17 protein-coding genes are annotated in these 12,683 nt (G+C 34.2%); 7 read left to right on the forward strand and 10 right to left on the reverse strand.

Going from position 1 to position 12,683, the window contains the following annotated elements:
- Positions 1 to 89 precede the first annotated feature (89 nt).
- The 6 genes from K0R77_RS13765 to K0R77_RS13790 form a co-directional block, all read right to left on the reverse strand.
- Positions 90 to 1,064 carry an aldehyde reductase gene (locus K0R77_RS13765; RefSeq protein ID WP_300353447.1) on the reverse strand — a complete coding sequence of 325 codons (975 nt, stop codon included), beginning with the start codon at positions 1,062 to 1,064 and terminating at the stop codon, positions 90 to 92.
- 280 nt (positions 1,065 to 1,344) lie between these two features.
- Positions 1,345 to 2,082, reverse strand: a complete 738-nt coding sequence (locus K0R77_RS13770; RefSeq protein ID WP_300353449.1) for an SDR family oxidoreductase — start codon at positions 2,080 to 2,082, stop codon at positions 1,345 to 1,347.
- 71 nt (positions 2,083 to 2,153) lie between these two features.
- Complete coding sequence (locus K0R77_RS13775; RefSeq protein ID WP_300353451.1) at positions 2,154 to 2,738, reverse strand: TetR/AcrR family transcriptional regulator; 585 nt, start codon at positions 2,736 to 2,738, stop codon at positions 2,154 to 2,156.
- 97 nt (positions 2,739 to 2,835) lie between these two features.
- Positions 2,836 to 2,961, reverse strand: coding sequence for a hypothetical protein (locus K0R77_RS13780; RefSeq protein ID WP_300353453.1), 126 nt, complete (start codon positions 2,959 to 2,961; stop codon positions 2,836 to 2,838).
- A 151-nt stretch (positions 2,962 to 3,112) separates the two neighbouring features.
- Positions 3,113 to 3,346, reverse strand: a complete 234-nt coding sequence (locus K0R77_RS13785) for a hypothetical protein (RefSeq protein WP_300353455.1) — start codon at positions 3,344 to 3,346, stop codon at positions 3,113 to 3,115.
- 82 nt (positions 3,347 to 3,428) lie between these two features.
- Complete coding sequence (locus K0R77_RS13790) at positions 3,429 to 4,184, reverse strand: hypothetical protein (protein WP_300353458.1); 756 nt, start codon at positions 4,182 to 4,184, stop codon at positions 3,429 to 3,431.
- Positions 4,185 to 4,301: 117 nt separating this feature from the next.
- On the opposite strand from K0R77_RS13790, the gene pafA reads away from it, so the two are divergent.
- On the forward strand, positions 4,302 to 5,948 hold the full coding sequence (gene pafA / locus K0R77_RS13795) for an alkaline phosphatase PafA (RefSeq protein WP_300353461.1): 1,647 nt from the start codon (positions 4,302 to 4,304) through the stop codon (positions 5,946 to 5,948).
- A 70-nt stretch (positions 5,949 to 6,018) separates the two neighbouring features.
- Here the strand turns inward: pafA and K0R77_RS13800 are convergent, their stop codons facing one another.
- From K0R77_RS13800 to K0R77_RS13815, 4 genes are all read right to left on the reverse strand, one after another.
- A complete protein-coding gene (locus tag K0R77_RS13800) occupies positions 6,019 to 6,321 on the reverse strand; it encodes a barstar family protein (protein ID WP_300353465.1) in 303 nt (100 codons plus the stop codon).
- A gap of 33 nt (positions 6,322 to 6,354) precedes the next feature.
- Complete coding sequence (locus tag K0R77_RS13805; RefSeq protein ID WP_300353468.1) at positions 6,355 to 6,828, reverse strand: ribonuclease domain-containing protein; 474 nt, start codon at positions 6,826 to 6,828, stop codon at positions 6,355 to 6,357.
- A gap of 79 nt (positions 6,829 to 6,907) precedes the next feature.
- Positions 6,908 to 7,699 carry an NAD(+) synthase gene (gene nadE / locus K0R77_RS13810; RefSeq protein WP_300353470.1) on the reverse strand — a complete coding sequence of 264 codons (792 nt, stop codon included), beginning with the start codon at positions 7,697 to 7,699 and terminating at the stop codon, positions 6,908 to 6,910.
- A 14-nt stretch (positions 7,700 to 7,713) separates the two neighbouring features.
- On the reverse strand, positions 7,714 to 8,241 hold the full coding sequence (locus tag K0R77_RS13815; RefSeq protein ID WP_300353473.1) for a GNAT family N-acetyltransferase: 528 nt from the start codon (positions 8,239 to 8,241) through the stop codon (positions 7,714 to 7,716).
- Between the two features lie 124 nt (positions 8,242 to 8,365).
- On the opposite strand from K0R77_RS13815, the gene K0R77_RS13820 reads away from it, so the two are divergent.
- The 6 genes from K0R77_RS13820 to K0R77_RS13845 all read left to right on the forward strand — a co-directional run bounded on the left by K0R77_RS13820 (position 8,366) and on the right by K0R77_RS13845 (position 12,671).
- The gene (locus tag K0R77_RS13820) at positions 8,366 to 9,352 is read left to right on the forward strand and encodes a gliding motility protein GldB (RefSeq protein ID WP_300353476.1); all 987 of its coding nucleotides are present in this window, start codon (positions 8,366 to 8,368) and stop codon (positions 9,350 to 9,352) included.
- 22 nt (positions 9,353 to 9,374) lie between these two features.
- Positions 9,375 to 9,701, forward strand: a complete 327-nt coding sequence (gene gldC, locus K0R77_RS13825) for a gliding motility protein GldC (protein ID WP_300353479.1) — start codon at positions 9,375 to 9,377, stop codon at positions 9,699 to 9,701.
- Between the two features lie 88 nt (positions 9,702 to 9,789).
- Positions 9,790 to 10,929 (forward strand): cystathionine gamma-synthase, encoded by a 1,140-nt coding sequence (locus tag K0R77_RS13830; protein WP_300353482.1) that lies wholly within the window; start codon positions 9,790 to 9,792, stop codon positions 10,927 to 10,929.
- 54 nt (positions 10,930 to 10,983) lie between these two features.
- Entirely contained in the window at positions 10,984 to 11,430 is a 447-nt protein-coding gene (locus K0R77_RS13835; protein ID WP_300353485.1) for a GNAT family N-acetyltransferase, read from the forward strand.
- A 66-nt stretch (positions 11,431 to 11,496) separates the two neighbouring features.
- Positions 11,497 to 12,000 carry a DinB family protein gene (locus K0R77_RS13840; protein WP_300353488.1) on the forward strand — a complete coding sequence of 168 codons (504 nt, stop codon included), beginning with the start codon at positions 11,497 to 11,499 and terminating at the stop codon, positions 11,998 to 12,000.
- A gap of 122 nt (positions 12,001 to 12,122) precedes the next feature.
- Entirely contained in the window at positions 12,123 to 12,671 is a 549-nt protein-coding gene (locus K0R77_RS13845) for an L-threonylcarbamoyladenylate synthase (RefSeq protein ID WP_300353491.1), read from the forward strand.
- Positions 12,672 to 12,683: the final 12 nt, after the last annotated feature.

Here is a 12,683-nt window from a genome sequence, read left to right on the forward strand (position 1 = left end):
AAACTGTATCGAGAAGTTCTCGTGTTTTAGATTCTCGATACAAAATTATTCTTCTAATAATTTTTACTCGAATTGACGAAAAGCACTTGTTATTTTCCCATCAAACTATCTGCGCTTGCCAGCAAAGCGTGTTCACGACTTCTTGGAGTCCAGTTTAAGATGGTTTTTGCTTTTTTGTTGGTCATTTCTTTGTAGAATTCTTTGCCAATTGGTTCTAAATTCTGAATGTTGGAAGCGTATTGAGGTCTTTCTTTTTTGAAAAGTTCGGCAACATCATAAAAGCTCATCACACTGTCTGAAGTTGCGATAAAACGTTCTCCATTAGCTTCGGGATGCAGCATCGCTTTGATATGGATGTCCGCAACATCTCTCACATCGACAACACCCATTGTAAAAGGCGGAGTATGATTCATCGTCCCGTTTAGAATCCCTGAAACTGCAATATCCAACGAAGCTGAAGTAATTCCGCCGATGACAGGACCGAAAATCCCTACAGGATTGATGACAGAAAGTTCCAATCCGTTTCCTTCTTTTTCGATAAATTCCCATGCAGATTTTTCAGCGACAGTTTTTGATTTGATGTAAGCCGGAAGTGGAGTATTGGTGTCTGTCCAGTCGTCTTCTGTGAAAATATGATCTTTTGCATCAATGCTATAACCGACTGCAGCAAAAGAAGAGGTCAAAACCACTCTTTTCACTCCCGCATCACTCGATGCCTTCAAAACGCGCAAAGCTCCGTCTCTTGCAGGAATAATGAGTTCGTTTTCATCTTTCGGATCCTGAGCAGGGAAGGGTGATGCAACATGAAGCACATAATCACAGCCTTTTACGGCTTCGTCCCAATTGTTGTCGCTCGTAAGGTCGGCTTCAATAAATGAAAGGTTTGAAAAATCTGTAATTCCGCCTTCTTCTAATGCTTTTAGAATGTTATCTTTTTTTGTTAATGAACGAAGCGTAGTTTTTACTTCGTATTCCTGTTGTAGTAATTGCAGAACAGTATGAATTCCCAAAAATCCTGTTCCTCCCGTCACCAAAACTGTTTTCTTTGTCTGTACGTTTTCCATTTTGTTTAAATTTTAAAGGACAAAGTTGGGGTTTATTTTGGGTGGGGATTTTGTTGTGGAGTTCAATTTTTGTTTGTTGTGAGGGTCATATTCTAATCTTTACAAATTGCGTAGATTAGGCAGATTTATAACACAAACATCTGTAAAATCCGTTTAATCTGCGAGAAATATAAATTCCAATTAAATATATTGTAGAAAAGCTGACGCAAAAAATACATCAGCTTGTCTATGAAATTTATATATTGAAAACTACCAATAAAATGGCAGTATAATTCTCTCATTATGCATTAAAAGCACCAAATGCACCCTCCGTCCCTGCAAAGAAATTCTGGTACAATAATTCTGTATATCCTACACGAACTTCATAAATATTTTCCTGAAGAGCTTTTACCAAATCATTGGCAACATCTGAAGGCGGAATTCCGTTTTCTTTTCCTCCGATTTCTGCAGAAAAATCAGTATTGACCAATGGTGGCATCAATTCAAAAACCTTAATGTTGCTTTCTTTTGCCAGTTCATATCTTAAAACTTGTGTATAAGAATGCAGTGCCGCTTTTGAATCTGAATAAGTAGGAAGATATGCACCCGGAACCAATCCGACAATCGATGAAACATTGACGATGGCGGCTTCATTGTGTTCTTTTAACAAAGGAAGAAATTTTTCAGTTAACCTGATTGGCGCAAAATAATTGGCTGTAAATTCTGCGAACGCTTTTCCATAGGTGTCAGAATTTTCTGAAAGAGTATAAACAAAAGCACTTCCTGCGTTGTTGATCAGAATATTCAATTCGCCAAAAGTCGTTTTTACTTCTTCGTACAATCTGTTGACATCGCTTTCATTCGTTACATCAGCCTGAATGGTGAAAACATTTTCAAGATCTTTTGCTGCTGCATCCAGCTTTTCTTTGTTTCTTCCAACGATGATAATTTTGTTCGATGGGCTTAATGCTTTTGCGATTGCTAAACCAATTCCTGAACCTCCGCCGGTAATTAAAATTGTGTTGTTTGTAATGTTCATAACGTTTGTTTTTAATGTTGATGTTAATTTTTAATATTGTACTATTTGGTACAAAATATAAGAAAAAAATTTTATTCTATTAATTTTAAATTAATTTCAATGAGGCTTTTAAGAATTTCCGGAGAACTTTCCATGCGTCTTGTAACGTGAATCCCATTCCATAAATTGGTGAGATGCCAAGCAAGGATTTCAGGATTTTCTGTGGTTTTGATCTGATTGTTTTTTTGCGCTTTTTTAATAACTTTGGCAAAAAGCTGTTGTAAGTTTCTCATGATTTTGATAGAAATTTTCTTTGTTTGCGCATCTTTTGCAGATAACTGAACGAGAGAATTTCCTAAATAACAACCTCTCTCTTTTTCGCATTCGGGAGAATTCGCCTGACTTAAGAAAAATTGTTTGATAAATTCAATTCCGTTTTCAGATTTTTCAATTCCTTCCGATAATATTTTATAGAAATTTTCTGAAAACTGTTCGATAGATTTTGCATACAATTCCTGTTTTCCACCTTTGAATGCCAGATAAAAACTTCCCTTTCCGATTCCCATTGCATTCAACAATTCATCTGCAGAAGCTGTATCGTAGCCTTTGTTTCTGAAAACTTCAGTCGCTTTTTCAATCGCCTGATTTTCGTCGAATATTTTGGGTCTTCCTGCCATTTTTTATTTTGATGAGACAAAGGTATGTAATTGTACTGGTTGGTACAAAATTAAATTTCAAATATCTTTTATAGATTTTGTCGATAAAATTTCATGATTATTTAATCAGATCTAAAACTCTTTCAAATTTCGCCAAAGCCAGCAAGCGGTATTCAAGCGGAAGATTTTCTTTTTTTGGAAATGAGTATTTCTTTTCATCACTTACCAGTTTTCCTTCTTTCAAAAGTTCAAAATTGTATCGGTTTTTATAAACGTTTTCAAGTAAATTTTTATTCTCGGAATTTACTTTTCTATTTTTCTGAAACCAGTTAAAATTCTGATTTTTTGTTAAAACGTCTCTTGAAGTTTCTGCAGGAGCGGGAATGGTAAAATTTTTATTTAAATTTTTGCGTTAACTTTCCGATTACAGAATTAAAATCATCTTTTGCGTTAATTCTTTTAATTTTAATTAAAAATAAACTGTCGGCATCAATTTTTCCACCTGCAACATCGGGATGATGATATTTAATGAAATTCCATGTTTTCATGAAATTATAATATTGATCTTTCTGAGCGAAAAGGTTTTGTTGGAATAAAACTACTGAAAATAATAAGATAAGTTTTTTCATTTAGCATTTTAAAAGTTGTGATGTCATAAAATTTATTTAATATTAATTTTATAACATCGTTTTTTAATAAAATGTAAATTTTCTATTCAATCTTAATAGTTGGTAAACCTTGTTGTTTTTCAAAATTCTCCCAAATATATTCCATGTTTGGATAGAAGGCACCATCTTTTTGCAGATGACTATATTCAAGTGGGATTTTACGGATATCAAAAATTTCCAATCCATTTTCCTTCAATATATCTAAAGCTTTAAAAATTTCCTTATCAATCTTATCACTTGTTGTCCAAGGATAATAATTAATGGCAACTTTTAATTTATCAAATGTAAATGCATAGCGTTTGGTTTTTGATGAAAAAAAACTATCATATTTTTTATTTAATTTTCTTAACTTTTCAACATCAATTTTGTCAATATCATTGTCAAAAAGTTGAGGTTTATAAAAGAGATTAATTTCAATATCTCCAAAAGTGAAATTTCCTTCTGCGTACTTATTCCAATTATAAAAAACACGGACGGTTCTACCTTCAATCGTTTTAATTAAGCCTTCATATTTATCAATAGATTCTTTTTGAAAGCCCCTTTGTCTTAATTGGGTAAAAACTTTTCTGTCAAATATTTTAGAATGAACTTTTTTACCTATGGAAGTACTGATCCAAACCAATATAGATACGAAAGCAGTGAAAATGGATGATAAAATAAAACTAGTCCAAAAATTTTTGCTCGAAATAAAAATGGGAATAAAAGTGATCGTAAAAATGATTATAATCATTATAAAAGTTGCATTTCCATCAATAAAATAGCTTCCGTCTTCTTGTTTTTTTATAATTAAAAGTTTCATTAAATCAGATTAAATATTAATAATTGAAAGGGATTTACAAAGGTTTAAATTTAAATAAAATTTCACATTCCAAGACTTTCAAAACCCTTAAATTTGTGATCACAAAAAAGTTATTCAATGCTTAAGAAAATTACGATTGCTGCAGCTTGTTTTATGTCGGTGATTACAATCAATGCACAAAGAAATAAAAACTCTCCGGTAGAGAGACCAAAACTGGTCGTTGGTTTGGTTGTAGACCAAATGCGTTGGGATTATCTTTACCGTTTTTACAGCAAATTTGGAAATAATGGTTTCAAAAGGCTTCTCAATAAGGGATATTCGTTAGATAATGTTCATATAAATTATGTTCCGACGGTTACAGCTTTGGGACATACCTCAATTTATACGGGCTCTGTTCCTGCGATTCACGGTATCGCAGGAAATGACTGGACAGATAAAGAAACAGGTAAAAATGTATACTGTACTACAGACGAAAACGTGCAGCCAGTCGGAACTGCCAATGCAAAAGTGGGAAGCCATTCACCAAAAAATCTATGGTCTACCACGGTAACTGATGAATTGCGATTGGCTACCAACTTTCAGGGAAAGGTTATTGGGGTTTCTCTAAAAGACAGAGCTTCAATTCTTCCTGCCGGTCACACACCAAACGGAGCATTTTGGTTTGATGATTCTTCGGGAAATTTTGTCACGAGTTCTTATTACATGAATGATTTGCCGCAATGGATGAAGTCTTTCAATGCTCAGAATCTTCCGGATCAATTAGTGGCAAATGGATGGAATACTTTACTTCCGATTAATCAGTACACAGAAAGTTCGCCCGACAATTCTTCGTGGGAAGGACTTTTGGGAAGTGCAAAAACACCAACTTTTCCGTACAGCAACTTGCAGGCAGATTATCAGGCTAAAAAAGACAATATTCGTTATACACCTTTCGGAAATACTTTAACATTAAAATTGGCTGAAGCTTCTGTAGAAGGTGAAAATTTGGGTCAGGATAATATCACAGATATTTTGGCGATCAATTTGGCATCAACAGATTATGCAGGACATAAATTTGGTCCTAATTCCATCGAAGTGGAAGATGTTTATTTAAGATTAGATCAGGATCTGGCTCAGTTTTTCAGCTATCTGGATTTAAAAGTCGGGAAAGGTCAATATACTGTTTTTCTTTCTGCCGATCATGGTGGAGCGCATTCTGTTGGCTTTTTGAAGGAGCATAAAATCTCAACAGGATTTTTCGGGGAAGGAATGGAAAAAGATTTAAACGAAAAATTAAAAGATAAATTTGGTGTTGATAAATTAATCAACGGAGTCGATAATTATCAAGTCTATTTCGATAGAAAATTAATCAAAGATAACAAGCTTGAATTAGAAAGTATCAAAGAATTTGCAATTCAGGAGTTGGAGAAAGATCCGACTGTTTTATATGCGGTTTCTACAACAAAAATACAGGAATCTTCAATTCCTGAACCGATTAAGCAAAGAATCATTAACGGGATCAACAGACAGAGAAGTGGTGATATTCAATTAATTTCACACGATTCTATGCTCCCTGCTTACGCTAAAACCGGAACGACACACAGTGTCTGGAATTCTTACGATGCTCATATTCCTTTGATTTTTATGGGGTGGGGAATTAAACACGGTGAGAGCAATAAGCCATATAACATGACTGATATTGCGCCAACAGTTTCTGCATTATTGCACATTCAGTTTCCAAGTGGAAATATAGGAAATCCAATTACTGAAGTTTTAGGTAAATAAAATTATTTATTAAAACATAAAATGCCGCAAAAATAGATTTTTGCGGCATTTATTTTTTTGGATTTAAAAATTATTCTTCTTCGATTTCTTCCTCATCTTCAAACTGCTCCAGAAAATAAGTAAAAGTGAAATCTTCCACTTCATCTTCAGCATCTTCTAAAGTGGTCAGAAGGTCTTCGAAAATCTCAAGCTGATCAACACTCATATTTACGAATTCAAGATGAAGTGGCATTTCAAGTTCACCCGAAATAACATCGGAAAGGGCATCGAGATTATCTCCGAAATGATCCGGAAGTTTGATTTTTTCTTTTAACTGCGCATAAAAATCCTCGTAATCTCCGAGGTTTGTGAAGTCGATGTATATTGTATTCATAGTTTTATAATTTATTTCTTATTAAAAGTAGAGCTACTGCTTTTCAAAACTTTTATAATGGTTTTTGGTTAAATAAACGTCACCATTTTTCGTGAAAATAATTCTGTCTGCATTTCGGTTTCCGCAATTGTAATTTACGTCTGCTTCAAAATATTGCATTCCGATTGGAAGCTGTTTTTCACGATTACTGAAATGATCTCCGCCAATTGCTTTTCCGGGTAAAACTTCACAGAGATTTCCCTGAGAAGGATTCCAACCGTGTTTTTTGGCTTCGTTTTTTGTTAAATAAAAATCCGGAAGCCTGTGATTTGCTTTTACATAATCAATAACTGTTTTTTCAGCTGTCAATTCATCAATAGAATGATTGTTTCCAATCTTTTGACTGACTTTTTTACTTTTGGGCTGTTCTTTTTTTTCCGCAATAAAATTATTGTAGACATACATCACAGACATCCCGAAAAGAAGTCCGAGACAAGCAAAAAATAACGAACGAATTTTACTATTCATAAAAAATATTATAAAAAATTTAATAATGGAAAATTATAAAATTCACCATTAACTATTCACTTGCAAAACAAAATTCCCGTTATTCTCTCCACTCTTCAGGAATATCACAAATCGGAATAGGAACCATTTTATGTTGAGCTGCTTTGTGCATTCTGTCAAAAATCAAAAATACTTCTTTATCTCTTCCTTCATAATCTTCTGCCGATTTTGTACCGTATTCTTTCTGGATTTTTTCCAGTTCCGGATACGTTGCGCCAATTTGATCTTCATCAGTTCTTTCCGCATCCCAAAGTCCATCTGTAGGAATTGCATTTTGGATGCTTTCGATAAGATCTAAATCTTTTGCCAATTGGTAAATTTCAGTTTTATAAAGATCAGCGATCGGCGAAACGTCTACACCGCCATCGCCATATTTTGTATAAAAACCAATCCCGAAATCTTCCACTTTATTTCCTGTTCCACAAACTAAAAGCCCGTGAAGCTGTCCGAAATAATAAAGATTCAACATTCTGAAACGCGATCTTGTATTTGCCAACGCAAGATTATTGCTCCATCTTCCCTCCACATGATCTTGAACCGCATTTTCAAAACTTTCAAAAACAGGAGTCAGATTGATGGTTTTTCCCTGAACATTTGGAAATTTTTTCTTTAAATCTTCAATGTGATCCTGCGCACGGTTGACCTGATCTTCTTTTTGGCGAATCGGCATTTCAAGAAGTAAAACTTCAAGTCCCGTCATTGCACAAAGTGTAGAAACCACTCCAGAATCTACACCCCCGGAAACTCCGATTACATAACCTTTTACATTTGCTTTTACAGCATAATCTTTCAGCCAGTTGACAATATGATCGATCACTTTTTTTGTCTGCATTGTTTATTTCTTTTTTATAATTTAAAATTTTCTTTTTTTAATTCGTACCAAAAACATATTCCGTCCGGTTCGGTAAATTCGCCTGTTTTTTCGAAACCTAATCTGTTTAAAACTTTATTGGAAGCTCCATTTTCAGCATGAGCATATGCATAAATAATTTCCGCATTGAGATCATTGAATCCAAAATTTAATGAAGCTTTTGCGGATTCAAAGGCATAGCCTTTTCCCCAGCTTTCAGGAAGGAATCTGTAGCCTAACTCATAAAAATTTTGGTAATCGTTGATTTTTGCAGTATACAGTTTGAGTCCGCTCCAGCCGATTAAAAGTCCGGTTTCTTTTTCGATAACTGCCAATCTTCCTAATCCGTTATCTTGATATTGCTGTTGAATCATTTGAATGACTTTTTCTGATTCCTCAAGTTTTAAAAGAGGAGAAATGCCAATATACTTCATCACATCAGGATTGGAATCGAGGAGAAACATGCGTTCTGCATCGCTTTTTTCTAACTTTCTGAGAATAAGTCTTTCAGTTTCCAGTTTCATGAGTGATTTTTTAAGCTTTTATTTTAATCTGAAAAACAGGTTTAAAACTACAAAATATTCCTTTTTCAGCGAGAGTTTGTATTTATATCCTTATTTTTGTAAACTTAAATTTCATGTAAAAATAATGAAGATTTTTAGAATTGCAGCACTTTCATGCCTTTTAGTTTTAAGTTTGAATTCTTGTAAAAAAGAACAAGAAACTGAATGGAAAGTCGAAATAAAAAATCCTGCCGAAAAGGTAGAGATGACCGATATATCAAAAGAATTTTACGATCAGAATATTCCTTTGGAGCAGTTTACCGCAAAGTTCCCATGGTTTCAGGGGACTGTTCCTGATGAAGATTTTGGGAAAAGAAGAGCTAATGCACAAGAGATAAAAATCTATAAAGAAGCCATCGGAAAAATTGATCAGAAAAAATTGCAGAATGAACTTCAGGATCTGTTTTCTCACATTAAATTTTATTTTCCAAAGTTTAAAAGCCCAAAAGTTTTCCTTTTTTCATCGGCTTTACAGATGATTCAGGATCCTCTGCTTTATGACGAAGAAACCAATTTTCTGTTCATAGATATTTCAGGATTCATGGGAGATAAAAATGCCAATTACAAAGGGCTGGAAATGTATTTTCAAAAATCGATGAATCCAAGTAATATCGTCCCGAAAGTGTCAAGAATGTTTGCTGAAAATATCGTTCCCTACAAAGGAGACAGCCAGAAATTCATTGATTTAATGGTTTATAATGGTAAAATTATGATTTTGCAGGATGCCTTTTTACCTGAAACTCCTGATTACCTTAAAATGGATTACACAAAAGCACAATACGATTGGTCATCTGCCAATGAAGCCAATATTTATAACTACTTCGTTGAGAATAATCTGATTTTCGGGGATGATCACAGATTAGCAGAGCGTTTTATTGCTCCCGGTCCTTTCTCGAAATTTTATACTGAAATTGATAACAACTCATCCCCAATGGTAGGAATTTTTACCGGATGGCAGATTTGCAGAGAATATTTTAAAAAGAAGCCGGAAACAAAATTATTGGATTTCCTGAAAATGGACGCTACACAAATTTTTAATGAAGCGGGTTACAAACCGAAATTAGAAGAATAATAAAGTTTAGAAAATAGAAAAAATGAGAAAGACTCAAATAACAATAGATGTAGAACTGGATGAAAATCACATCCCGGAACTGATGACCTGGAACGCGGCGGATGGTGGCGTAGAAAAAGAAGAAACCAAAGCAGTAATGATTTCCGTTTGGGACGAAAAAACATCCGAAGCTTTAAGAATTGATCTTTGGACGAAAGATATGCCCGTTGATCAAATGAAAATGTTTATGCATCAGATTTTGGTTTCTATGGGAAATACCTATCAAAGAGCAACAGGAGAAGATGATGTTGCAGCATGGATTGAGCAGGTTGCAGAAGAATTTGCAGTGAAATCTGCGATAAAAATGTAAAAATTGTCGGATGATGGAAGTTGGATGTCGGAAGTTTATAGAAACATCTGTCTTCCGTCATCCAGCTTCCAACTTAAAATATAAAACAATGAATTTTAATACAAAAGTTATACACGGAGGACAGCATCACGAATCTGCAACTGGTTCTGTGAATGTACCTGTTTTTTTAACGTCAACATTTGCACAAAAAAGTCCTGGAGTACATTCAGGATATGAATATTCGAGAGCAGCAAACCCTACGAGACAGGCTTTGGAAGACTCTTTGGCAAGTATCGAAAACGGGGCGAGAGGTCTGGCTTTCGGTTCGGGTTTGGCGGCAATCGATTGTGTTTTAAAATTATTAAATCCCGGTGATGAGGTAGTTGCCGTTGACGATTTATATGGTGGAACGTACAGAATGTTCACCAGACTTTTCGAAAAATATCAGTTGAAATTTACCTTCGTGAATTTTGATGATGCTTCAAAAATTGCTGATGTAATTACAGACAAAACAAAACTGATCTGGATTGAAACACCAACCAATCCTTTAATGAAACTGGTTGACATCAAGGCTGTTGTAGAAATTGCAAAAGGGAAAGACATCCTTGTTGCGGTTGATAATACTTTTGCGACACCTTATCTTCAGAGACCAATTGATTTGGGAGCAGATATCGTAATGCATTCTGCTACAAAATATTTGGGTGGTCATTCTGATGTTATTGCAGGTGCTTTGATCGCAAAAGATGTTGAATTGGGAGAAAAACTTCATTTCATTCAGTTTGCGAGTGGCGGGATTTTAGGTCCACACGATTCTTATTTAGTTTTGAGAGGAATTAAAACATTGGCTTTAAGGGTTCAAAGACATTCGGAAAATGGAATGGCGGTAGCAAAATATCTTGAGTCTCATCCAGCGGTTGCTCAGGTAATTTATCCCGGATTGGAATCTCACCCTCAATATGAATTGGCAAAATCTCAGATGAAAGATTTCGGAGGAATGGTTTCTTTCACTTTTAAATCAGGTAAAAAAGAAGATGCAGTGAAATTTCTAGAAAAAGTAAGAGTATTTACTTTAGCAGAATCTTTGGGTGGAGTAGAATCTCTTGCAAATCATCCTGCTTTGATGACTCACGCTTCAATTCCTGCAGAAAAACGTGCAGAATTAGGAATTACCGATGATTTAGTTCGTTTAAGTGTAGGAATCGAAGATGCGGAAGATCTGATCGCAGATCTGGAAAGAGCATTTTCTTAAAATAATAAATCATAAACATCCGTTTTCAGCGGATGTTTATTTTAGAATTCTACTATGAAAAATATTAGAAAAGCTACAATTGAGGATAAAGAGCAGTTAGCCGAATTATTTGATCAGTACAGAGTTTTTTATCATAAAAATTCTGATATTCCTTCGGCAGAAAATTTTCTTAAAGAAAGAATTGAAAAACAGGATTCTGAAATTTATGTTGCGGAAACAGATGGAATTTTAGTAGGTTTTGTTCAGCTTTATCCTTTGTTTTCTTCGACAAGGATGAAAAAATATTGGTTATTGAATGATCTTTTTGTGAATGAAACTCACAGAGGAAAAGGTTTTTCAAAACAACTGATTGAAGCAGCTAAAGAAGTTTGCAAAAGTTCAGATGCGTGTGGAATCTTATTGGAAACGGGAAAATCAAACGACATCGGAAACAAACTTTATCCAAGTTGTGGATTTGAATTGTACGATGAAGTGAATTTCTACGAATGGACAAATAAATAATTGTCAATCGTTAAATTGTAAATTTTTATAATTACTCATTACCAATCACTTATTACTACTATTAATATGTCAGATTTTCAAAAATACATTCAGAGATATTTAGATTTAATTCCATCTGAAAATTGGTTGGAAGAATTAAAATTTGTTGGTGATAAAACTGTTTCTCTATATTCATATCTCACAGAAGAACAGTCGAAATTCGCTTATGCGGAAGGAAAATGGACTTTGAAAGAGGTTTTGCTTCATTTATCAGATACCGAAAGAGTTTTTCAGTATAGAATTTTAGCTTTTGCAAGAGGTGAAAAATCTGAATTGCCTGGTTTTGATGAAGAAAGTTATGCTGCGAATTCTTTTGCAAAAGAGAGAAGTTTAGAATCTTTGTTGGAGGAATATCAACTCGTAAGACAATCTTCTTATATTTTATTGGAAAATTTAAATCATTCTGTTTTAAAAAATATTGGAAAAGCCAACGGAAACGAAATTTCTGTGGAAACGATTTGTCAATTGATTGTGGGGCACAATATCCATCATTTGAATGTGGTAGAAGAGAGATACTTGCCAATGTTATAGTTAATCAAATTAATAATCAACATAATCTTTGTCATTCCGAAGGAATCTAAATCAGTAATGATTATTTTGTTGAGATTCCTTCAGAATAACAAACAACTATAACTTTAATGTTAAATTGAATTATGGAAAACATCATACAAATATTAAAATCCGGCGGTACCATCCTTTATCCAACAGATACGATCTGGGGAATTGGTTGTGATGCAACCAATATAGATGCCATCAACAAAATTTTTGACATCAAGAAGCGTGAGAAAAATAAATCGATGATCATTTTGGTGGAAACTGAAAAGAGATTGCAGGATTTGGTCGACGTTCCGGAAATAGCTTGGGAAATCATGGATCTGAGCGAAAAACCGGTTACTTTGGTGTATCAAAACCCAAAAGGTTTGCCTAAAGAGTTGCTAGCAGAAGATGGAAGCATCGGAATTCGCCTTGTGAAAAATGATTTCTGCAAGAAACTGATTACAAAACTTAATAAGCCTTTAGTTTCAACTTCGGCCAATTTTAGTGGAGATAAGAGTCCGTTAAAATTCTCAGATATTTCGCCTGAAATTATTGATTTGGTGGATTATGCAGTAGAAGAAAACAGAGATGTAGTTTCAAAATATTCTGGTTCATCGGTTATAAAAATCTGGAGTGACAACAGAATAAAAGTTCTGCGGGAATAAAAGTTTAGAATT

This window comes from Chryseobacterium sp. (genome assembly GCF_029240215.1).
In the GTDB taxonomy this organism is placed as follows: domain Bacteria; phylum Bacteroidota; class Bacteroidia; order Flavobacteriales; family Weeksellaceae; genus Chryseobacterium.

Coding starts and splice junctions, on each gene's coding strand:
- K0R77_RS13830 (WP_300353482.1), top strand. CDS start 9,790: ATGAATTTTAATACAAAAGTTATACACGGAGGACAGCATCACGAATCT.
- K0R77_RS13815 (WP_300353473.1), bottom strand. CDS start 8,241: ATGAAACTGGAAACTGAAAGACTTATTCTCAGAAAGTTAGAAAAAAGC.
- pafA (WP_300353461.1), top strand. CDS start 4,302: ATGCTTAAGAAAATTACGATTGCTGCAGCTTGTTTTATGTCGGTGATT.
- K0R77_RS13840 (WP_300353488.1), top strand. CDS start 11,497: ATGTCAGATTTTCAAAAATACATTCAGAGATATTTAGATTTAATTCCA.
- K0R77_RS13820 (WP_300353476.1), top strand. CDS start 8,366: ATGAAGATTTTTAGAATTGCAGCACTTTCATGCCTTTTAGTTTTAAGT.
- K0R77_RS13790 (WP_300353458.1), bottom strand. CDS start 4,184: ATGAAACTTTTAATTATAAAAAAACAAGAAGACGGAAGCTATTTTATT.
- gldC (WP_300353479.1), top strand. CDS start 9,375: ATGAGAAAGACTCAAATAACAATAGATGTAGAACTGGATGAAAATCAC.
- K0R77_RS13805 (WP_300353468.1), bottom strand. CDS start 6,828: ATGAATAGTAAAATTCGTTCGTTATTTTTTGCTTGTCTCGGACTTCTT.
- K0R77_RS13765 (WP_300353447.1), bottom strand. CDS start 1,064: ATGGAAAACGTACAGACAAAGAAAACAGTTTTGGTGACGGGAGGAACA.
- K0R77_RS13785 (WP_300353455.1), bottom strand. CDS start 3,346: ATGAAAAAACTTATCTTATTATTTTCAGTAGTTTTATTCCAACAAAAC.
- nadE (WP_300353470.1), bottom strand. CDS start 7,699: ATGCAGACAAAAAAAGTGATCGATCATATTGTCAACTGGCTGAAAGAT.
- K0R77_RS13770 (WP_300353449.1), bottom strand. CDS start 2,082: ATGAACATTACAAACAACACAATTTTAATTACCGGCGGAGGTTCAGGA.
- K0R77_RS13845 (WP_300353491.1), top strand. CDS start 12,123: ATGGAAAACATCATACAAATATTAAAATCCGGCGGTACCATCCTTTAT.
- K0R77_RS13835 (WP_300353485.1), top strand. CDS start 10,984: ATGAAAAATATTAGAAAAGCTACAATTGAGGATAAAGAGCAGTTAGCC.
- K0R77_RS13800 (WP_300353465.1), bottom strand. CDS start 6,321: ATGAATACAATATACATCGACTTCACAAACCTCGGAGATTACGAGGAT.
- K0R77_RS13775 (WP_300353451.1), bottom strand. CDS start 2,738: ATGGCAGGAAGACCCAAAATATTCGACGAAAATCAGGCGATTGAAAAA.